16 protein-coding genes and 2 pseudogenes are annotated in these 20,040 nt (G+C 67.3%); 7 read left to right on the top strand and 11 right to left on the bottom strand.

Going from position 1 to position 20,040, the window contains the following annotated elements:
• Positions 1-289: pseudogene (locus RA210_RS11305) on the bottom strand (IS110 family transposase); the annotation flags it as partial.
• A gap of 140 nt (positions 290-429) precedes the next feature.
• On the opposite strand from RA210_RS11305, the gene RA210_RS11300 reads away from it, so the two are divergent.
• Both RA210_RS11300 and RA210_RS11295 read left to right on the top strand, forming a co-directional pair.
• Positions 430-750: a hypothetical protein gene (locus RA210_RS11300; protein WP_201486504.1), complete on the top strand. Its 321-nt coding sequence runs from the start codon at positions 430-432 to the stop codon at positions 748-750.
• Between the two features lie 97 nt (positions 751-847).
• Complete coding sequence (locus tag RA210_RS11295) at positions 848-1,261, top strand: hypothetical protein (RefSeq protein ID WP_201486503.1); 414 nt, start codon at positions 848-850, stop codon at positions 1,259-1,261.
• Between the two features lie 283 nt (positions 1,262-1,544).
• On the opposite strand, the gene RA210_RS11290 is transcribed toward RA210_RS11295, so the two are convergent.
• The 3 genes from RA210_RS11290 to RA210_RS11280 form a co-directional block, all read right to left on the bottom strand.
• Complete coding sequence (locus RA210_RS11290; RefSeq protein WP_201486502.1) at positions 1,545-3,227, bottom strand: thiamine pyrophosphate-binding protein; 1,683 nt, start codon at positions 3,225-3,227, stop codon at positions 1,545-1,547.
• Positions 3,228-3,281: 54 nt separating this feature from the next.
• The gene (gene alr / locus RA210_RS11285) at positions 3,282-4,529 is read right to left on the bottom strand and encodes an alanine racemase (protein ID WP_201486501.1); all 1,248 of its coding nucleotides are present in this window, start codon (positions 4,527-4,529) and stop codon (positions 3,282-3,284) included.
• A gap of 206 nt (positions 4,530-4,735) precedes the next feature.
• Positions 4,736-5,833 (bottom strand): saccharopine dehydrogenase family protein, encoded by a 1,098-nt coding sequence (locus tag RA210_RS11280; protein WP_201486500.1) that lies wholly within the window; start codon positions 5,831-5,833, stop codon positions 4,736-4,738.
• Positions 5,834-6,091: 258 nt separating this feature from the next.
• Here RA210_RS11280 and RA210_RS11275 point away from each other — a divergent pair, with 258 nt between their 5' ends.
• Positions 6,092-7,063: a magnesium and cobalt transport protein CorA gene (locus RA210_RS11275; RefSeq protein WP_201486499.1), complete on the top strand. Its 972-nt coding sequence runs from the start codon at positions 6,092-6,094 to the stop codon at positions 7,061-7,063.
• A gap of 21 nt (positions 7,064-7,084) precedes the next feature.
• On the opposite strand, the gene RA210_RS11270 is transcribed toward RA210_RS11275, so the two are convergent.
• Positions 7,085-8,398 carry a hemolysin family protein gene (locus RA210_RS11270; protein ID WP_201486498.1) on the bottom strand — a complete coding sequence of 438 codons (1,314 nt, stop codon included), beginning with the start codon at positions 8,396-8,398 and terminating at the stop codon, positions 7,085-7,087.
• Positions 8,399-8,885: 487 nt separating this feature from the next.
• Here RA210_RS11270 and RA210_RS11265 point away from each other — a divergent pair, with 487 nt between their 5' ends.
• Positions 8,886-9,803, top strand: coding sequence for a TolB family protein (locus tag RA210_RS11265; RefSeq protein WP_236574718.1), 918 nt, complete (start codon positions 8,886-8,888; stop codon positions 9,801-9,803).
• 3 nt (positions 9,804-9,806) lie between these two features.
• On the top strand, positions 9,807-11,894 hold the full coding sequence (locus RA210_RS11260) for an LTA synthase family protein (RefSeq protein WP_201486496.1): 2,088 nt from the start codon (positions 9,807-9,809) through the stop codon (positions 11,892-11,894).
• A gap of 107 nt (positions 11,895-12,001) precedes the next feature.
• On the opposite strand, the gene RA210_RS11255 is transcribed toward RA210_RS11260, so the two are convergent.
• The 3 genes from RA210_RS11255 to RA210_RS11245 form a co-directional block, all read right to left on the bottom strand.
• Positions 12,002-12,880 carry a PhzF family phenazine biosynthesis protein gene (locus RA210_RS11255; protein ID WP_201486495.1) on the bottom strand — a complete coding sequence of 293 codons (879 nt, stop codon included), beginning with the start codon at positions 12,878-12,880 and terminating at the stop codon, positions 12,002-12,004.
• Between the two features lie 211 nt (positions 12,881-13,091).
• Positions 13,092-13,820 (bottom strand): hypothetical protein, encoded by a 729-nt coding sequence (locus tag RA210_RS11250; RefSeq protein WP_201486494.1) that lies wholly within the window; start codon positions 13,818-13,820, stop codon positions 13,092-13,094.
• Positions 13,821-13,920: 100 nt separating this feature from the next.
• A complete protein-coding gene (locus RA210_RS11245) occupies positions 13,921-15,111 on the bottom strand; it encodes a polysaccharide pyruvyl transferase family protein (protein ID WP_201486493.1) in 1,191 nt (396 codons plus the stop codon).
• Between the two features lie 109 nt (positions 15,112-15,220).
• On the opposite strand from RA210_RS11245, the gene RA210_RS11240 reads away from it, so the two are divergent.
• A complete protein-coding gene (locus RA210_RS11240) occupies positions 15,221-15,604 on the top strand; it encodes a DUF3775 domain-containing protein (RefSeq protein WP_201486492.1) in 384 nt (127 codons plus the stop codon).
• A gap of 153 nt (positions 15,605-15,757) precedes the next feature.
• Here RA210_RS11240 and RA210_RS11235 read toward each other — a convergent pair whose 3' ends face one another.
• Positions 15,758-16,225, bottom strand: coding sequence for a hypothetical protein (locus tag RA210_RS11235; RefSeq protein WP_201486491.1), 468 nt, complete (start codon positions 16,223-16,225; stop codon positions 15,758-15,760).
• A 1,216-nt stretch (positions 16,226-17,441) separates the two neighbouring features.
• Between RA210_RS11235 and RA210_RS21790 the strand changes: the two are divergent.
• Positions 17,442-17,690, top strand: a pseudogene (locus tag RA210_RS21790) (IS110 family transposase); the annotation flags it as partial.
• A gap of 81 nt (positions 17,691-17,771) precedes the next feature.
• Here the strand turns inward: RA210_RS21790 and RA210_RS11230 are convergent.
• Positions 17,772-18,923 carry an acyl-CoA dehydrogenase family protein gene (locus RA210_RS11230; RefSeq protein WP_201486490.1) on the bottom strand — a complete coding sequence of 384 codons (1,152 nt, stop codon included), beginning with the start codon at positions 18,921-18,923 and terminating at the stop codon, positions 17,772-17,774.
• Positions 18,924-18,960: 37 nt separating this feature from the next.
• Complete coding sequence (locus RA210_RS11225) at positions 18,961-20,040, bottom strand: enoyl-CoA hydratase/isomerase family protein (protein WP_442963396.1); 1,080 nt, start codon at positions 20,038-20,040, stop codon at positions 18,961-18,963.

Genomic DNA, 20,040 nt, shown 5'->3' with positions numbered 1-20,040 from the left:
GGATGGCGTCGCAGTCGTTGCGGTCGGTCTTGTTGCGGCGGCGGTAGGGGCGCACATAGCGCGCGTGCAGCAGCGTCACCTTGTGCCCCAGCGCCTGGGCGAAACGCCCCCAGTAGTGCGCCGTGCCACAGGCTTCCATCAGCCACTCGACCGGCTCGGCCTGCTCCTGTATATATCGGCGAAACGCCTCGCGATTCAGCCGCTTGCGCTGACTCACCTGCCCGGCACGGACGCTCTCGGCAACCTGGTAAACGGACTTGGCCAAATCCACTGCAATCTGCTTGTACATCGCTGGAACCCTCCGAACGCCATTCTCGACACCGCTGGTGCGGGTAAGTGTGGTGCAGGGAGAGTCCATTACAGCACTCAGGTGGGACGCGCTAAAGCGCGCCCTTTAGCTTCAACGTTAGATTCCATTCGAGGAAGCTCATGAATCGAAGTGAGTTCATCAAGCTCATGGGATACCCTGAGGAATGGATTCTCTGGGGCATGTTGTCTGAAGATATCTTGCGGATTCAGATGTCAGAGTATGAGCCTGGAAGTGAGGCAGCATCCGAACACTATCGGAATGGTGCTTTCCATTTCTGGCTGCAGCAGAAACCTAGCAAAGAAGCCTTAATTAAGCTTGCTAAGCTCAGCTTTCTAGATCCAGATCAGCTCATGGCTGAGTGGTTACGCAACGACTATATTACGAAGGCGGAAAGTGCTGATGAAGAAGTTCTTTCGCTGCTACGGAAGAGCGGAATCTAACTACAGGTTCAAATCGTTCGCTTCGCTCACTGGGGCAGTCAAACGCTGCGCGTTTGCCTGCCCTTTAACCTAAGCGTTAGCCACACGGAGCAGCTAGGTGCACATTCGAAGCGCTTTGAAATTTGCGGCACTGACCCTTGCAGTTGTGGCCGCTCTTCTTGTCTCGACAGTTGCCGTCTTCGTTTACTTTCTCGATCCGCTATGCGTAAACGAACCACTTTTTAGCTTAGACTCACCAAGCGGTGTATATCAGGCTGTTCTTTTCCAGCGAGACTGCGGAGCCACAACGCCCTATAGCTTGCATGTTTCAGTATTAGCCTGCGGAGCAGAGCTGCCGGATGAGGCAGGAAACGTTCTTATTGTTCGCGATCAACATTTAACTCCGAGCCTCCACTGGAGTTTGCCCTATAACTTGATGATTGAATACCCAGCCTACGCAGATATTTCGCATATACAAGGGGCTCCCGCCGGTGTTTCTGTTCAGTACCGCGCACTCATCGGGCAGCGGTAATGGCTAACATACGTATATGGACTCCCCCCACAAGTGGTGAGTAAAGCCTGCCACCCCTGTCGTCAGTGCGGTTGCATTCGTATATCCGGCCTTCGCTGGGCGTTGCCGCCCGGGCCACTCTGTAGTTCGCGCAACGGGGGCCAAGCGTCCAATCGATCACGGGGGGCATGATTGTTATCGGCCTTGTTCTGCTGCAGGGCTCGCCTGTTCCACAGTATCGCGATGCGTAGAAGTTGATTTCACACTGCCAAAAATCGGGCGGCCCTGGGCCGCCCGCTCTGTTTCAGCGCCCCCGCAACGCCTGCTCGCGGATCTGGTCGAGGCTCTGCCGCGGCGTCAGCGCCTGCGGGTCGACGCGGATCTCCAGCAGCGCCGCCTTGCCCGCTCTCTGGGCGCGGGTGAAGGCGCCGGGGAAGTCGCCGGTGTGCTCGACCACCTCGGCGTACAGGCCATAGGCCTGGGCCAGGGCGGCGAAGTCCGGGTTGTGCAGTTCGGTGCCGCTGACCCGGCCGGGGTAGTGGCGCTCCTGGTGCATGCGGATGGTGCCGTACATGCCGTTGTTGACCACGATGAAGATCACCCGCGCGTCGTGCTGGATGGCGGTGGCCAGTTCCTGGCCGTTCATCATGAAGCAGCCGTCGCCGGCGAAGCTCAGTACGGTGCGCCCGGGCGCGGCCAGTGCGGCGGCGATGGCGGCCGGCACGCCGTAGCCCATGGAGCCGTTGGTGGGCGCCAGCAGGGTGCGGAAGCCCGGGTACTGGTAGAAGCGGTGCAGCCATACCGCGTAGTTGCCGGCGCCGTTGCAGAGGATGCTGTCCTCGGGCAGGTGTTCGCGCAGCCAGGCCATGATCTCGCCCATCTGCACCGGGCCGGGCGAGGGCGGGCAGTCGAGGTTGGCGCGGTAGTGCTGGTTGAGCTGCTCGATCCACTCGGTGTGGCGCTGCGGCTCCACGGCGGGCAGTTCGGCGGCCGCGGCGGCGAAAGCGGCCGGGTGGCTGGCGATGGCCAGCGTCGGCTGGTAGACGCGGCCCAGTTCCTCGAGGCCGGCGTGCACGTGGATCAGCGTCTGCTTCGGGGTGGGGATGTCCAGCAGGCTGTAGCCGCTGCTGCTGACTTCGCCCAAGCGGCTGCCGACCACCAGCAGCAGGTCGGCCTGCTGCACGGACTCGCGCAGCTCGGCGCTGGCGGCCAGGCCGAGGTCGCCGGCGTACTGCGGGTGGCGGTTGTCGAACAGGTCCTGGCGGCGGAACGACAGGGCGACCGGCAGGCGCTGGCGCTCGGCGAAGGCGCGCATGCCGGCGACCGCCTCGGCCGTCCAGCCGCCGCCACCGAGCACCAGCAGGGGACGCCGGGCCTGTTCCAGCAGCGCCTGCATCTCGGTGAGCTGGGCGGGCGCCGGGTGGCTGTCGATGCGCCGGCTGGGCAGGGCGTCGGCCACCTCGACCACGTCGGTCAGCATGTCCTCCGGCAGCACCACCACCACCGGGCCGGGGCGGCCGCTGATGGCGCGCTGGAAGGCCTGGGCGAGCTGCTCGGGCAGGCGCCGGGCGTCGTCGATCTGCACCACCCACTTGGCCAGCGGGGCGTACATCTGCCGGTAGTCGACCTCCTGGAAGGCCTCGCGGCCGAGCTGGTCGCGGGCCACCTGGCCGATGAACAGCAGCATCGGCGTGGAGTCCTGGAAGGCGGTGTGCACGCCGACCGAGGCGTTGGTGGCGCCGGGGCCGCGGGTGACGAAGCAGATGCCCGGCTGGCCGGTGAGCTTGGCGTGCGCCTCGGCCATGTAGGCGGCGCCGCCTTCCTGGCGGCACACCACCAGGTCGATCCTTTCCCGCGCATCGTGCAGGGCGTCGAGCACCGCCAGGTAGCTTTCGCCGGGCACGCAGAAGGCGCGTTCCACGCCATTGAGCAGCAGGGCGTCGACCAGGATCTGGCCGCCGCTGCGAGGTTTGATGACTGAATTCACTGATCGCTCCTCGGAAACGATGCGGGCGCCGGTGAGGCGCCCGCGAGTAGGTGGTTACTGCGCCGCCGCTTCCGGCTTGAGGAACTTCGGGTTGGAGTTGCCCCACACCGTGTAGAGGTCGGCGAGCAGGGCACCGTTGAATTCCTCCAGCTCGCCCTGGGCGATCTCGGCGTCGCCCTGCCTGCCGAACAGCACCACCTCGGCGCCGGGATGCACGTCGGGGATGCCGGTGACGTCGACCATCAGGGTGTTCATCGACACCTTGCCGACCACCGGGGCGCGGTGGCCGTTGATCAGCACCGCGGCCTTGTTGGTGAACGCCCGGCGGTAGCCGTCCGAGTAGCCGACAGAGATGTTGGCCAGCCGCGAGTCGCGGGTCAGGGTGTAGGTGCCGTCGTAGCCGACCTTGTTGCCGGCGGGGTATTCGTTGACCGAGGCGACCCGCGACTTGAAGTTCATCACGCGCTGGTACTGGGTGTGGCTGGGCACGGTGTCGCCGTACAGGGCGCCGCCGGGGCGGACCATGTCGAGGTGCGCCTCGGGCACCTCCAGGGTGGTGAAGGAGTTGGCGCAGTGCAGCACCAGCTGGCTGCGGTCGAGCTTGCCGTGCTCGATCACCCAGGCGGACTCTGCCTTGAACTTCTCCAGGCCCTTGAGCACCTCGGCGCGATCCTCGACCGGGAAGTGGGTCATGATTCCGGCGACCTGCAGGCCCGGCATGTTGACGATGTCCACGGCGGCCAGCTTGCCTTCGGCGGTGCTCATTTCCAGGCCGTTGCGGCTGATGCCGGCGGAGTTGAGGCCGAGGTGGATGCGCAGGGTCTTGCCCTGGGCGCGTGCCGCTTCGGCGACCTTCTCGGCGAACTCCAGGTCGCCGACCAGCTCTTCCATGTCGTAGCGCATGGCGTCCTGCACTTCGCCGAGGGTGGCGGTGCGCACGCGCATCAGGCGGCCGCTGAAGCCGTTCTCGCGGACGATGCGCGCTTCCTCGTTGCTGGCGACGCCGATGCAGGGAATGCCGCTGGCGATCACCGAGGGCATCAACAGGTCGATGCCGTGGCCGTAGGCGTCGGCCTTCATCACCGCGCAGATCTGCGTCCTGGCGCCGACCTGCTTCTTCAGCTCGGCGATGTTGTGCTCGAAGGCGACCTTGTCGATCTCGATCCAGGCGTTGGCGGACTGCGCCGTGGCGCTGGCGGCGTCGGCGGCGCCGCTGGCGTTGATCAGGGTGGGTGCGGCCTGGCCATGGCCGGCCAGCAGGGCGAGGGTTACCGCGACGGCGAGGGTGCTGCGCTTGAGCATCCTTGAATCTCCTTGGTGTTGTTCTTGTCGGAGTGCGCATGATTGCCCCGGCACCCCGCAGGGTGCGCCGTGCGCACCGGGACAACCGTCGTGGTTCATGGTGCGCATGGCGCACCCTACGCGGAGCCGGTCGGTTCACGCGAACCCTGCGCAGGGCTTGGGCAGATCATGGGAGCCTGCCCGCGAGCGCGGGCAGGCGGGCTGACTCAGGCCGCTTCGCGGGCCTCGTCGGCGTGCTCTTCGTAGGCCTTGCCGAAGCGGTTGGCGAGGAAGTCGTCGAGGGACACCTGCTCCTGGCTGATGAAGCCGGACTGCGGCAGGCGCTTGGCGCGGAACAGGTCCAGGGCGGCGCAGATGCCGGCCGCGGTGGTGATCTGGATGGCGCTGGTCAGGCGGCCGCCCTGCACGTTGGCGAAGATCTTGCGGCTGAACACTTCCTGCACCAGCTTGCCGTCCTTCAGGCCGTTGACGGTGACGAACACCAGCACCACGTCCTGCATGGTGGTCGGTACAGCGCCGCGCAGGATGTCCTTGAGCTTGTCCTGGTTGCCGGCCAGACGCAGGTCCTCGAGGAGGAACTTCATCAGGTCGCGGTGGCCCGGGTAGCGTACGGTCTTGTAGTCCAGGGTCTCGACCTTGCCGCTCAGGGTGTCGCACAGGGTGCCCAGGCCGCCGGAGGTGTTGAAGGCTTCGTACTCGACGCCGTCGAGGGAGAAGTGCTCCAGACCTTCCATCGGCTGCACCAGCTGCAGGCGGCCGTTGCGGATCGCCTCGCACGGGTGGCAGTACTCGTTGACCAGACCGTCGACGCTCCAGGTCAGGTTGTACTTCAGCGAGTTGGTCGGGAACTCCGGCAGGGCGCCGACGCGCATCTTCACTTCGCGCACGCTGTCGAAGCGGGCGGCCAGCGAGTGGGCGGCGATGCCAATGAAGCCCGGGGCCAGGCCGCACTGCGGCATGAACGCGGTCTTGGCGTCCTTGGCCAGCTCCATGATGGTCTTGGTGGCGTGCACGTCTTCGGTCAGGTCGAAGTAGTGGGTGCCGGTGTTCTTGGCCGCCTTGGCCACGCCGATGGCCATGTGGTACGGCAGGGCGTTGAGCACGGCGTCCTGGTCGGCCATGGCCTTTTCCAGGGCGGCGCCGTCAGCCGAATCCAGCTCCAGGGTGGCGATACCCAGTTCGGCAATGGCGCCCAGCGAGCTGCGGTCACGGTCGGCGACGACCACCTGGTAGTCGCCGGTGTTGTTCAGCAGTTGAGCGATGGTGTAGCCGATGTGGCCGGCGCCAAGCAGGAGTACGTTCATTGTTGTTGTCTCCGGGGTTCGGTTGAGTACGGAGCCAGTCTATTGGGCGGCCCTGTTCGTCGATAAGACGTAAAAAGCCGCGTTTCGATGAATCAATGCATCAATGTGACGAACCGAGTGGACGGTGTGTCGTTCTGTCCGGCGCGGGCAGGCTTGCGGTGTGCCGCGGCCCGCTGGCGCATGCGCCGCAGCCGTCCGCGTTGGGGGCAGGCTGGCGCTTGGGGTAAGCTGCCTCATCACTTCAGCCGAGGACGCCGCATGGGCCAGGTCGTTGCCGCCGCTGCCTATCACCAGGGACGCAAGGTTGCCGATATCGACATCGGGGAGGGTGCCCAGTGGGCCGCCAGGCCCGGGCACATGGTGTGGATCGGCCTGCGCGACCCCGACCGCGAGCTGCTGCACACCCTGCAGCAGCAGTTCAACCTGCACGAGCTGGCCATGGCCGACGCCATCGCCCAGCACACCCGGCCCAAGCTGGAAACCTTCGGCGATGCGCTGTTCATGGTGGTCTACTCGCCGATCCGCGTGGAGGGGCGGCTGACCTTCGTCGAGACCCAGCTGTTCGCCGGCAAGGGCTACGTGATCAGCGCCCGCTACGGCGACTCGGCGCCCTATTCCAAGGTGCGCCTGGGCTGCGAGGCGCGCCCGCTGCTGCTCGCCCAGGGCGAGGATTACGTGCTGTATGCGCTGCTCAGCTTCGTCATCGAGAACTACCGGCCGCTGCTCGACAGCATCTTCGAGGAACTGGAGGACCTCGAGCAGACCGTGCTCAGCCGCTCGCTGAGCCAGGCCGACATCGAGCACATCGCCGACCTGCGCCGCGACCTGCTGCGCCTGCGCCGCCAGGTCGCGCCGCTGGCGGAGATCTGCCGCGAGCTGCAGCAGCTCGACTTCCCGTTCATCGACAAGCCGATGCGCCCGTACTTCCGCGACATCGCCATCCACGTCGCCCGTCTGCAGGAAGACCTCAACGGCCAGCGCGAGATGGCCGACCATGCCATCGAACTGAGCCTGCTGCTGGAGGCCTCGCGACAGAGCGTGGTGCAGCGCAAGTTCGCCGCCTGGGCGGCGATCCTCGCCTTCCCGACCGCGCTGGCCGGGATCTACGGGATGAACTTCGAGCACATGCCCGAGCTGGCCTGGGAATACGGCTATTTCGGCGTGCTCGCGCTGATCGCCCTCGGTTGCGGCGGGCTGTACGCCAACTTCAGGCGTCTGGACTGGCTGTAGCGGGGCGCCAGGGCGGCGCGCTTACGCGCCGCCCGCCTGCTGGTCGTCTTCCTGGTGGGGAATCGGCGTGGCGAGCACCTTGTCGATGCGCTTGCCGTCCATGTCCACCACCTCGAAACGCCAGCCCGCCCAGTCGGTGTGATTGCCGGTGGCGGGTACGCGCCCGAGCAGCAGCATGATCATCCCGCTGATGGTGTGGTAGCGGCCCTTGTCCTCCTCGGGGACGCTCTTCAGTTCCAGGCGGTCCTTCATCTCCGGAATCGGGATGGCGCCGTCCAGCAGCCAGGAGCCGTCCTCGCGCTGCACCGCCCAGGCGTCCTCGGCATTGCGCGGGGTGAACTCGCCGGTCACCGCCTCCAGCACGTTCTGCAGGGTCACTATCCCTTCGATCTCGCCGTACTCGTCGATGACGAAGGCCATCTGCATGTCGTTGGCGCGGAACTCCTCGAGCAGCTCCATGCCGGTCAGCGTCTCCGGCACGTACACGCACGGCTGCAGGTTGGTCGAGAAGTCCGGCGTCTGCCCCTTGGCGACGCAGGCCAGCGCCTGCTTGGCGTGGATGACGCCGACCAGCTTGTCGAGGCTGCCGTCGCATACCGGGAAGCGCGAGTGCTCCGACTCGATGAGGATCTGCAGGTTCTCCTCGGCGGAGCGGCGGATGTCGATGCAGACGATGTCCGAGCGGGGGATCATCAGCGAGCCGAGCTGGCGGTCGTCGAGGCGGAACACGTTGCGCACCATCTCGTGCTGGTGCTGCTCGATGACGCCGGCCTCGGAGCCTTCCTCCAGCAGGGCATGGATCTCCTCCTCGGTGACTATGGCCTGGCCGGTCTGCCGCACGCCCATCAGGCGCAGCAGCGCGTGGGTGGACACCGACAGCAGCATCACGAAGGGCCGGGTGATCACCGCCAGCGCCTGCATGGGCCGGGCGACCAGGCGCGCGATGGGCTCGGGGCTGATCTGGCCGAGGCGCTTGGGCACCAGCTCGCCGATCACGATGGAGACGTAGGTGATGACGATGACCACCACCGCGGTGGCGCCGATGCTCGCGGTGTGCTCCGGCGCGCCGAGGGACTGCAGCCACTGCGACAGCGGCGCGGCCAGCACCGCCTCGCCGACGATGCCGTTGAGGATGCTGATGGAGGTGATGCCGATCTGGATGGTCGACAGGAACTTGGTGGGGTCCTCGCCCATCTTCAGGGCGGTGGCGGCGGCGCTGTCGCCCTCGGCGGCCAGCTTCATCAGGCGTGCCTTGCGCGCGGTGACCAGGGCGATCTCCGACATGGCGAACACGCCGTTGAGCACGATCAGGCCGATCAGGATCAGGACTTCCATCGGCGGCCTCGCGATTGCGCAGTGGTGACCGGCAGGGTGGCCGGCATCGCCGACGCGGGTTCGCCGCTGGCGCAAGGGTGACGCGCGCCGTCGGGCGCGGGCGAAGCAGGAAAGTCTCGACGACTCTGAGTGTCCATAGAAAGCCGGGCGGCCCCGGATGCTCCTCTTGTGATCAAAGGGCCATTATCCTGGGAATCCGCCCGGATGGTGTCAAATCGACTGTTTTTCGCCCTGTTACCGGGCCTTGCGCCGCCGCCCGGCGCTCACAGCCGCTCGATGTAGAAGTGGCGCATGGTGAGACGGTGAGGAGCGCGCAGGCCAGCAGGGGCAGCCCGCGACGGGCTGTATGCCAACTTCCGGCGTCTGGACTGGCTGTAGTCGCCGGATACCATCCGTCGACCAATTCACGATTTTTTCACACCGGCTTGATGCCGGCTTGATCGGAGGCTGGTTAAGGTCTGGGGATTTGGCGAAGCAGACCGACGACATGCCAACCCTTCTGGCCATATTCCCTCGTTCGCGCGCCCGGCTTGCCGGCGGGCTGTCGCGCCGCTGGCTGCGTTTCTGGCAGCTGACGGCCGCGGCGGTCCTCATGCTGCTGCTCGGCATGGCTCAGGCCGGCTGGCGGCACTTCTACCCGGTGCAGGCCGGGGACGGCTGGGCCGCGGGGGTGTACCTCGACGCCGTCGACAAGGTCAGCGCGCTGGCCCTGGATGGCGAGGGCGGTCTGCTGCTCAGCCAGGAACGCAACGCCGGCCAGGGCGGCCTGCTGCGCCTGGCTCCGGGCGGGCAGCTCGGCGAGGTGCATGGCGGGCTGTCCAAGCCCGACGGCATGGTCGCCTTCCGCGGGGGCGTGGCGTTCAGCCAGGAGCAGGGCGAGCAGCCGGTGCTCTGGCGCACCGCGGCGGGCACCCGCACGCTGTTTTCCGGGCAGGGTATCGAGGGCCTGAGCAGCGACGGCCGATACCTGTACGCCATCGAGGACCGCCATGGCGACGGCAACCTGCTGCGCTACGATCCCGAGCGCGACGAGGTCGAGGTCCTGCGCCGCCATCTGGACGAGGCCGAGGGGGTGGCTGCCTGCCCCGATGGCCGCTTGTTCTACACCGAGAAGGGCAAGGGCTGGGTGCGCCAGTTGAGCGCCGATGGCAACGACCCCAAGGTGCTTGGCGATCTCGACCAGCCCGGTTTCCTGCTGTGCAACGCGGACGGCCTGTGGGTGAGCGAGGACGCCACGCACATGGCGCGCCTGCTGCTGCTCGACCGGGACGGCCAGCTGCATACCGTGCTGTCCCACCTGCGCTCGGCACAGACCCTGCTGGAAACCGCCCCCGGTCATTACCTGCTCGCCGAGCAGGGCCGCAACCGCGTGCTGCAGCTGCAACGTATCTCCTCCGGAAGTTGACCCATGCGCCCATCACCATCCTCCTTCGCCGCTCCGCGCCCCGGCCTGCGCGAGCACCTGGCCTTCACCGCGCTGAGCGGCGTGCTGCTGCTCGTCCTCTATGCGCTGCTGCGCGCGGCCCTGCTGATCTACAACCGCGACCTGATCGGCGGCGCACCGGCTGGCGCCTTCGTCGAGGCGTTCGGCAACGGCGTGCGCTTCGACCTGCGCGTGGTGGTGTTCGGCGTGGCGCCGCTGCTGCTGGCCATCCCCAGCCGGTTCCTGATCGGCGCGCGGCGCTGGCAACTGGTCTGGCTGAGCCTGTTCGCCAGTCTGACCCTGTTCCTCGGCGTGCTGGAGCTGGACTTCTACCGCGAGTTCCACCAGCGCCTGAACGCCCTGGTGTTCCAGTACCTCGGCGAGGACCCGAAGACCGTGCTGAGCATGCTCTGGTACGGCTTCCCGGTGGGCCGCTACCTGCTGGCCTGGGCGCTGGCCAGCTGGCTGCTGTTCAAGGTCTTCCAGCGCCTGCACCGCTGGTGCTTGCCGCGCATCGAGCGCCCGCAGGGCGGGCGCTGGTACTGGCGCGCCACTGCCTTCGTGCTTTGCTTGCTGGTGGCGGTGGTCGCCGCCCGCGGCACCCTGCGCCAGGGGCCGCCGCTGCGCTGGGGTGATGCCAGCACCACCGAGTCGGTGTTCGCCAATCATCTCGGCTACAACGCCACGCTGTCGCTGGTCGACGCCGCCAAGGGGCGCTGGTCGGATCATCGCGACAACGTCTGGAAGGCCAGCCTGCCGCCGGCCGAGGCCGAGCAGCGGGTGCGCGACATGCTGCTGACCCCGCAGGAGCGGCTGGTCGACGCCGACCGCGCGGCGGTGCGCCGGGTGATGGCGCCCAGCGAGCAGGGTACCCTGCCGATCCGCAACGTGGTGGTGATCCTCATGGAGAGCTTCGCCGGCCACTACGTCGGCGCGCTGGGCGGCAAGGGCGACATCACCCCCAACTTCGACCGCCTGAGCAAGGAAGGGCTGCTGTTCACCCGCTACTTCTCCAACGGCACCCATACCCACCAGGGCATGTTCGCCACCATGGCCTGCTTCCCCAACCTGCCGGGCTTCGAGTACCTGATGCAGCAGCCGGAGGGTACCCACCGCTTCTCCGGCCTGCCGCAGCTGCTCAGCCAGCGGGGCTTCGACAATATCTACGTCTACAACGGCGATTTCGGCTGGGACAATCAGCAGGGCTTCTTCGGCAACCAGGGCATGACCCGCTTCGTCGGCCGCAACGACTACGTGAATCCGGTGTTCTCCGATCCGACCTGGGGCGTTTCCGACCAGGACATGTTCGACCGCGGCGCCGAGGAACTGGCCAGGATGGATCGCGAGCGGCCGTTCTACGCGCTGCTGCAGACCCTCTCCAACCACACCCCCTATGCGCTGCCGGACAAGCTGCCGGTGGACAAGGTGACCGGCTTCGGCGCGCTCGACGAGCACCTGACCGCCATGCGCTACTCCGACTGGGCGCTGGGACAGTTCTTCGAGAAGGCGCGCAAGGAGCCCTACTTCAAGGACACCCTGTTCGTGGTCGTTGGCGACCACGGCTTCGGCAGCCCCGAGCAGCTCAGCGACATCGACCTGTACCGCTTCCATGTGCCGATGCTGCTGATCGGCCCCGGCGTGCAGGAGAAGTTCGGCGCGCGCAACGACATCGCCGGCACCCAGCTCGACGTGGTGCCGACCATCATGGGCCGCCTCGGCGGCGAGGTGCAGCATCAGTGCTGGGGCCGCGACCTGCTCAGCCTGGACGCCAGTGACCAGGGTTTCGGTGTGGTGAAGCCGTCCGGCAGCGACCAGACCGTGGCGCTGGTCTCGGGCAGCCGCCTGCTGGTGCTGCCGCGCGACGGCGCTCCCAAGCTGTACGACTACCGCCTGCACGAGCGGGCCGGCGTCGACCGCGTGCAGGACGAGCAGGGCGTGGCCGAGCTGCTGCCGCGGCTGCAGTCGTTCCTGCAGGTGGCCACCCGGAGCCTGCTGGACAACACCGCCGGCGTTGCCGACGGTCCGGCGGCCGGCTCGCTGGCTCAGGCGCCGGCTTCGCGCAAGGACGAGTGATTCGGGAACTGCTGCATCCGGTGCTTTCCCGGCCGGATGCAGCAGCAGGAGCAGGACCGCAGTTGCTGACGGCTCGTCGATCTGGCCGTCGTCGCCGCGCCGCCGTCTCAGCAGGCGATCCGCCCGTCGATGCAGGTCACCGCCATGCCGCCGACCTGGATGCGCGCCGCGTCGATGGCGATGCGCAGCAGCCCGGTGCGACCGATGGCGGCGCCCTGGGCGGCGAGGTACTGGCTGCCGAACTGCGCCACCTGCCCGCTGTCGCGGATGAAGGCGGCCACGCAGCCGTTGCCGCTGCCGCACACCGGGTCCTCGTCGATGCCGCAGGCCGGGGCGAAGGAGCGCACCTCGATGCCCGCCGGCTGGCCGGCGGGATGGGCGCCGAAGATGGTCACCCCGGTTTCCTGCGGCTCCTGCTCGATCAGCTTCATGCGCGCCATGTCCGGCCGGCAGGCCAGCACCGCCGCGGCGCTGTCCAGCTGGGCGATGATCCAGCGCGCGCCGACGTCGATCAGCCGCGGCCGGGCTTCGCGGGACACCGCGCAGCCGAGAATGGCCTCCAGCTCGTCGACATCGGCGTCGTCCAGCGCGGTGATCGCCGGCTGCGGCAGGTCGAAGGTGATCCAGCGCTCGCCGTCGCCGTCCTCGCTCACTTCCAGGCCGATCAGCCCGGCCGTGCACTCCTGCACCAGCCGACCGTCGCGCGGGGCGATCACCCCGGCTTCCAGCAGCGCGTGGGCGGTGCCGATGGTCGGGTGGCCGGCGAACGGCAGTTCGGAGGCGGGAGTGAAGATGCGCACCCGGTAGTCCGCCGCGGCGCTGCTGGCCGGCAGCACGAAGGTGGTCTCGGACAGGTTGGTCCAGCGGGCGATCCGCTGCATCTGCTCGCTGGAGAGGCCTTCGGCCTGCAGCACCACGGCGACCGGGTTGCCCCTGAACGGGACACGGGTGAAGACGTCGACTTGCTTGAAGGGGACGGTGCGCATCGCGAACTCTCTGGCGGATTGGATTGTGGCGCTCATCCTAGGTGGCCGGAATGGATGGGTACAGATACACGGACTGGATGAATCGACGGATACAGCTCGAGCGGCAGCGTCGTCCGACCCGCCAGCCGGGCACGCAGTACCAGCGCAGAAGCCGCGCGGGAGGGGACAGGGGCGGTCGGTCAAGCGGGGTGGGCGGTAACGTCCGGCGAGCTCACTTGCGTCCGCCCGGGTAGGTCTGTTCGAAATGCCAGACGATCAGGGTGCCGGCCTGCGCGAAGGAGGCAACCAGGTAGTGGGGTGGAATGAACAGGGGACTGGGACGGTCCGCATACCAGTCCCAGACGGCGCCGGAGTCGGTATTTTCCTTCCTGACCAGGGGAGCGGCGCCACCATTCCCGCAGTGGAGGTCCGGCTGCCAGCGGCCGAGCGTGCCTTCGACATCGTGCTGCGTGGTTCGGCCGCGGACCAGGGTTTCCTGCAGCTCGATGCGCGGTGGGATCGGTGCCGGCGAGCGCGAAAGCGACTCGAACCAGCGGGCTGCCTCGGCCGGCTCCTCCACGACAGGCAACTGGCGGCCAGTGAGCGGGTCGACGAAGCGCCAGTCGGTGAGCGTGCCCGCGCGATCGAACGTCATGCGGAGAAATACCGCCGGGACGATCTTCCGGCTGACCGCCATCGCGCTCCAGGCCCGGATCGGATAACGCCAGACGACCTCGCCAGGCAGGCAGCTCGGTACCCGGTCGGCGGGCTGGCCCAGCTCGAACATCACGGCGGTTTCCCCCGTGCCGCGCACCAGTTGCCGTGCCCGATCCAGGCTGGCGCCTTGCTGGTCGATCCCGGCGACCGGCACCGGCCTGACGCTGGGCGATCGGGCGCTGCCGCACCCCTGACTCGCCAGGGTGGCCGCTGTGGCCAGGGCGATAAGCTTCCAGTTGGGCATCGACCTTCGGGCTCGCTGGGCTGGACGGAAAGGCGTCTGGCGGGCCGGGCCCCCATCCGCTGCCTGAGAGCGTAGCCGGCCCGGACCTGATCGGTCGCGCTCAGTGGTCGAGGCGGGCGCGCAGTGCGGCGAAACCCCTGCGGTAGTCTGCCGCCAGTGCGCGCGCCAGCTCGTCGAGGGGGCGGCGGTTGACCGCGAGGGCCACGTCGAGGCCCTCGGCGATCTCCGTCGGCAGCACGCCGAGCGGCAGCCCGGCTGACTCCCAGGTGGCGGCGTAGGCCTCGGGCTTGCCGGGGCCGCGGCGCTGCAGGGTGAGGCGGGGCAGGGCGTAGGCCATGGCGACGATCCGCCCGTGCAGGCTGCTGCCGAGGAAAGCGCGGCTGGCGGCGATCAGCGCGCAGATATCCCAGAGGTCGAGCGTGGCGACGATGCGCGTCGGCGCGCGCATCCGCGCCGCCGTGCGCCGGTAGCAGCCCAGATCGTCGTGCCAGGGCGCGGCGCCGGCGCGGAAGAAGGCGATGCCCAGCCCGTGGGCCTGCGCGACGCGGTCCAGCTGCGCGGCGATGGCCGTGAGGGTGGCGTCGTCGCCGAAGTCGGCGCTGAACTGCACGGCGAGATAGCCGCGGGGGAAGGCGCGCCGGAGTTCGGCGACCTCGCCCTGCGCGGCATGGCGCTCGATTCGCGCGCCGAACAGCTCGCGCACCAGCACCGCCGGGTCGGGCAGCAGTTGCGCGGCGATGCCGGCCTCCCGCAGCAGCGTCTGGGTGCGCCGGTCACGCACGCTCAGGTAATCGGCGGCGCGCAGCTTGCCCAGCACCTCGGCGCGCAGGGCCGGATCGCGTGTATCCAGATCCATGCCGCCCACCGCGTCGAACAGCAGGCGCGCCCGCGGGAACAGCCCGTGCCCCGCCACGTAGGGCGCCCGGTCAGGAATGCCCAGCACGCCCTGCGCCCAGGCCAGACGCTCGGCCGGCAGGTGGTCGAGGCGCGCCAGCGTGGCCTGCACCTGGTCTGCCGGCAGCAGCATCACCGCCGCCTCCCAGGCATCGCAGGCCAGCAGCTCGCCGCCGACGTGCAGCAGGTCGACCGGCTGGCCGGCGAGTTCCCGGGCCAGCGTCGCCAGCGCCTCGACCTGGTGGCCGCCCCACGGCCGCAGGTCGCGGCCGGCCAGCCCGGCGAAGCGCAGTTCACACCCCGCCAGCAGCGCGGTGGCGATGTGCGGGAACAGCAGGTCACCGAAGTTGTGCCGGTCGAAGGCGCCGAACAGCAGGGTGGGGTGGGCGTGGGGCATCGCAGGCAGTCGGGATAAGGTCAGTCGTCCATTCATGAAAGCCGCAGGCGGGCAAGTTGCGCAATCCGGCCCATACTTGCTGTCCGGTCCAGCCAAGAGGAGCGCCAGCATGATCACCGTCAACCCGGAAACCGTTGCCCGGCTCATGGACCTGGCCCGTGCCTTTCACGCCAAGGAACAGGTGGTCATCCCCCAGGAACCCAACAGCCCGAGCGACGACTGGGCCCTGCAGGCACTGGCCGACCACGGGGACGACGAGTACTACGGCGAGTTCGAGTCGATCATCGACGACCTGGAGCCGGACCAGCAGCAGGAAGTGGTGGCACTGATGTGGCTGGGCCGCGGTGACGGCACCCTGGAGGAGTGGGACGACCTGCTCAGGCAGGCCGCCGAACAGTGGAACCCGCGCACCGCCGGCTACCTGATCGCCCATCCGTTTTTGGCGGAGTATCTGCGCGAGGGGCTGGATCTGCAGGGGTATGGGGAGGAGTGAGTATCGGGGATTGAGGGTATTCCCCTGCCGTGACGTGGGCGCGGCTTGCGGACCTCCATGCCGCAGGCGCCTGAAAGTAGTGACGCCTTGCGCTGGTAATGACCGGAGGAAGCCCGCTGGCGAAGGTCCGGTCGATCGCGTGGCTGAGCTTCGCTATTTTTCGGCAGGTATCTCGGCGGCAACCCGCGAGTATCGATACCAGAGGTTTTCTACCCGGTAGTCCGAGCCCAGGATGAACCGGGAGATAGTGACATCGTCGCTGCGCCAGTTGACGACCAGTGAGCCGTCGATGGACTTGAGCAGATTGATATTGGTTCCACCGCCGCCGACCCCCAGGATCGACACATGGGTGTGGCTGACAGGCTCATTGAAAAACCGCAGGGTCGGCTCGTCATTCAACGTACGACAACTGAAGAGGTCGTCAACACGGCTCTCGAATGGCGTAAAGCGATAGCGCCTGAAGCTCAGCGGAGTGCGGCGCCCTGCGGAGTCAATGAAGGTGATGGTCATCGAGTCAGATGTCTGCTGGATGGACACCCAGGCCGATTCGCTCGGAATGGTCGGCCACGACTGCTGCCAGGTCGCAGGGCCAGTGGCGCTTTTCGAGCGGGCCATCGCCATGAATATGTCAGTCAGTGATGGTGGCTCACCTGCTACGGTCGGGAACGATGCTGTTCCCCGGTTGCTGTACGTACCCTGAAGATCAGGACAGCCTTCCGGTGTGGGCACGGACCTTATCGAAGCCCACTCCGCTGGGTACGGTGGATTCCCGGCGCTGGTTGCGCAACCCGCCAGGGTGAGCACAAGCGCCATTGATGTGGCGGTGGCAATTCTCAATGTCGAGGTGTCCGACGTTTGAGCTGAGGCTCTGCCGCCGGGAAGGCTCTTGGCCTGCTGGGCGGATGCTGGTATTGCCCGGCTGGCGAGCCAGGCGACGTGCCGGTAGCAGTCCGCGCCAGCCAAGGGGCAGGACCATGTTGCATCACGGGCGGCTGGCCGTGAAGCGAGCCCATGGCTCTGACTTGCCGAAGAGCGGGACTCCGATGACAAGGTCTGCATGGTAGTTCTGCAGTCTCAGGACCAGCGAGCCATCCGCTGCGCCTGACATGTATACGTTGGACTGCGCACCACCTGCGCCAATGTATGGGAACGACCAGTATCTCTCGTTGATCCGCGTGCAGCTCAATGTCTGTCGAATGCAGAAGCAGTTTGTGAGCTCCGTCCTGGCGCTCTCGTCCCCATCCGGCACGACGAGCAGGGTAGAAATGGCGTCACCCTTGTTGTCGAGCCTTTGGGTCTGAACCGCAAGTGACACGACCTTGGCTCCTCGCGATAGATGAAGGATCTGCGTCAAGAGCGCGTCAGAGCGCCCGGAGTCTGCAACTGCAAGCTCGCCCGAGTTCGCATAGGTACCGTTCAACCCGCGGCACTCCTCGCCCGCGGTCGTCACATCGGGCCAATCGGCCGGATAGGAGTCATCCCTGGTAAGAGGTGCATGCAGGGTGACGCAGCCTGTGAGGAGCACGAGTGACGAAGTGAATGGAGCTTGCCGCAACCAAAGCTTGAGCGTGCCCATGGTCCTGACGATCAGGCAAAAGCGTAGCTTTCGACTGTCCAGGGAGCGAAGTGAGCGACAGTCGAGTGCATTATCGGGACTCCAGGCTCCGTCTTTTGGATTTTTATAATAGATGAGCCGTGGCGATGATGGGGTCTAGAAAGATGAAGGAAGCGACGTCGAACCCATAAGGGAGAGCTATTTGAGCGCTGTGATGGGCACTCACTGCACCAGACTTGACCACACTCGTGGTGCCGAAGTGGCGTTCGGAGGGCTCCAGCGATGTGCAAGCAGATTGCAGTGGATTTGGCCAAGTCCGTTTGCAGGTTACCGAGAACGTCGATGACGGGCAGATGGTCAGCACAAGCGGCTGGGTCGCGAAGCGTTTCGCCGATATGTACAGGCGCAGACCGAGCCGGTCGAGCGGCTGATGGAAGCCTGCGGCACAGCGCACTATTGGGAGCGTTTCGTCAGGCGCTGGAATACAGACGATACTGTCGAGCGCGCGGCGTGCGCTCCTATCGGCGGCGCCGATTAGCGCGCTGCCCAGACAAAAACAACCGGGGGCAGCCACTACCACCCCCGATCGTGACAACAAACCTCAATCGAACATTACACCCCGTAACTCCCCAGCTCCCGCGCAATCAGCATCCGCTGAATCTCGCTGGTCCCTTCATAGATCTGCGTGATCCTTGCATCGCGGTAGTAGCGCTCGACCGGGTAGTCCTCCAGGTAGCCGTAGCCGCCGTGGATCTGGATGGCGCTGGAGCAGACCTGTTCGGCCATTTCCGAGGCGAACAGCTTGGCCTGGGAGGCTTCGGACAGGCAGGGCAGGCCGGCGCTGCGCAGGCGGGCGGCGTGGTGGGTGAGCAGGCGGGCGGCGTTGATGCGGGTGTGCATGTCGGCCAGCAGGTTGGCGATGCTCTGGTGCTCGATGATCGGCTTGCCGAACTGCACGCGCTCGCGGGCGTAGCGCAGCGCGGCCTCGAAGGCGGCGCGGGCGATGCCGATGGACTGCGCGGCGATGCCGATGCGCCCGCCCTCCAGGTTGGAGAGGGCGATGGCCAGGCCCTTGCCGCGCTCGCCGAGCAGGTTCTCCTGCGGGATGCGGCAGTCGTCGAGGGCGATGGCGCAGGTGTCGGAGGCGCGCAGGCCCATCTTGTGCTCGGCGCGCTCGACCACGAAGCCGGGAGTGTCGGTGGGCACCAGGAAGGCCGACAGGCCCTTCTTGCCGAGCTCCGGGTCGGTGACGGCGAAGACGATGGCCAGCTTGGCGCGCTTGCCGTTGGTGACGAACTGCTTGGCGCCGTTGAGCACCCACTGGCCGTCCTTCAGTTCGGCGCGGGTGCGCAGGTTGTGGGCTTCGGAGCCGGCCTGCGGTTCGGTCAGGCAGAAGCAGCCGATGGCCTGGCCGCTGGCCAGGTCGCGCAGCCAGGCGTCCTTCTGCGCCTGAGTGCCGTAGTTGAGCAGCGGGCCGCAGCCCACCGAGTTGTGCACGCTCATCAGCGCGCCGAGGGCGCCGTCGCCGGCGGCGACTTCCTCCACGGCCAGGGCGTAGGCGACGTAGTCGATGTAGCTGCCGCCCCATTCCTCGGGCACCACCATGCCGAGCAGGCCCAGCTCGCCCATCTGGGCGACCAGGCGGTCGTCGATCCAGCCGGCCTTCTCCCACGCGGCGGCGTGCGGGGCGATCTCGCGCTGGGCGAATTCGCGGGCCATGTCGCGGATCATGCGTTGTTCTTCGGTGAATTCCAGATCGTTCATCGGCGTTCTCTCTTGTTCTTGTCTGCTTGCCGGGCGCTCAGACCGCCTGGCGGGCCCTGCCGGCAGTCTGGCCGCTCGGGAAGAAGCTGGCTACCTGTTCGTTGCTCACCGCGCCCAGGCTGGGCGGGTTCCAGCGCGGGTTCCTGTCCTTGTCGACGATCAGCGCGCGCACGCCTTCCATGATCTCGCCGCGTGCGAACCACTGGCGGTCCAGGTGCAGCTCGAGGGCGAAGCACTCGGCCAGCAGCAGCTCGCGACCGCGGCGCAGCAGCTCGCGGGTGACTTCCATGGCCAGCGGTGAGCGGCCATCCAGCAGCTTGACGGTTTCCTCGGCCCAGTGCTGGAACTCGGGGCGCGTCTCGGCCTGCAGCGAGGCACGGATTGCCGCCACGCTGTCTTGGGCGAAGTGCTCTTCGATGGCCGGGTGCAGGGCCTTGAGTTCGGCGCCCGGCAGCTTGCGCGAGGCGAGGGTGGCGAGCAGGGTGCGCAGGGCCTCCTGCGGGTGCACCGTCCAGCTCAGGTTGTCCAGGCAGCGGTCCAGCTCGGCGAGCTGCTCGCTGGGCAGGCACCAGTCGGCCAGGCCGGCGTAGAGGGCGTCGGCGGCGCGGATCTGCACGCCGGTGACGCCCAGGTAGGTGCCCAGTTCGCCGGGCAGGCGGGAGAGGAAGTGGCTGGCGCCGACGTCGGGGAAGTAGCCGATGGCGGTCTCCGGCATGCCCATCCGGGTCCGCTCGGTGATCACCCGCAGCGCGGCGCCCTGCACCAGGCCCATGCCGCCGCCGAGCACGAAGCCGTCCATCAGGGCGAGGATCGGCTTGCGGTAGGCGTGGATGTACTGGTCGAGGGCGTATTCCTCCTCGAAGAAGCGCTGCCACTGATCGTCGCCGGCCCTGAAGCTGTCGTACAGCGCGCGGATGTCGCCGCCGGCGCAGAAGGCCTTCGCGCCATTGGCGCGCAGCACCACGGCGAGGATCTCCGGGTCATCCGCCCACTCCTGCAGCTGGCGTTGCAGCAGGCGCACCATCTCCAGGTTGACGGCGTTGAGGCCGGCCGGGCGGTTGAGGGTCAGGTGGCCGATGCGGTTGCGCACCGCGGCCAGCACGGGGGCTTCGCTCAT

This window comes from Pseudomonas sp. OF001 (assembly GCF_904426495.1).
Classification (GTDB): domain Bacteria; phylum Pseudomonadota; class Gammaproteobacteria; order Pseudomonadales; family Pseudomonadaceae; genus Geopseudomonas.
The sequence above is the reverse complement of the archived record's forward strand: the minus strand, read 5'-3'. Positions and strand labels throughout refer to the sequence as shown.

Coding starts and splice junctions, on each gene's coding strand:
- RA210_RS11300 (WP_201486504.1), top strand. CDS start 430: ATGAATCGAAGTGAGTTCATCAAGCTCATGGGATACCCTGAGGAATGG.
- alr (WP_201486501.1), bottom strand. CDS start 4,529: ATGCTCAAGCGCAGCACCCTCGCCGTCGCGGTAACCCTCGCCCTGCTG.
- RA210_RS11280 (WP_201486500.1), bottom strand. CDS start 5,833: ATGAACGTACTCCTGCTTGGCGCCGGCCACATCGGCTACACCATCGCT.
- RA210_RS11275 (WP_201486499.1), top strand. CDS start 6,092: ATGGGCCAGGTCGTTGCCGCCGCTGCCTATCACCAGGGACGCAAGGTT.
- RA210_RS11270 (WP_201486498.1), bottom strand. CDS start 8,398: ATGGAAGTCCTGATCCTGATCGGCCTGATCGTGCTCAACGGCGTGTTC.
- RA210_RS11265 (WP_236574718.1), top strand. CDS start 8,886: ATGCCAACCCTTCTGGCCATATTCCCTCGTTCGCGCGCCCGGCTTGCC.
- RA210_RS11260 (WP_201486496.1), top strand. CDS start 9,807: ATGCGCCCATCACCATCCTCCTTCGCCGCTCCGCGCCCCGGCCTGCGC.
- RA210_RS11255 (WP_201486495.1), bottom strand. CDS start 12,880: ATGCGCACCGTCCCCTTCAAGCAAGTCGACGTCTTCACCCGTGTCCCG.
- RA210_RS11250 (WP_201486494.1), bottom strand. CDS start 13,820: ATGCCCAACTGGAAGCTTATCGCCCTGGCCACAGCGGCCACCCTGGCG.
- RA210_RS11245 (WP_201486493.1), bottom strand. CDS start 15,111: ATGCCCCACGCCCACCCCACCCTGCTGTTCGGCGCCTTCGACCGGCAC.
- RA210_RS11240 (WP_201486492.1), top strand. CDS start 15,221: ATGATCACCGTCAACCCGGAAACCGTTGCCCGGCTCATGGACCTGGCC.
- RA210_RS11235 (WP_201486491.1), bottom strand. CDS start 16,225: ATGGCGATGGCCCGCTCGAAAAGCGCCACTGGCCCTGCGACCTGGCAG.
- RA210_RS11230 (WP_201486490.1), bottom strand. CDS start 18,923: ATGAACGATCTGGAATTCACCGAAGAACAACGCATGATCCGCGACATG.
- RA210_RS11225 (WP_442963396.1), bottom strand. CDS start 20,040: ATGAGCGAAGCCCCCGTGCTGGCCGCGGTGCGCAACCGCATCGGCCAC.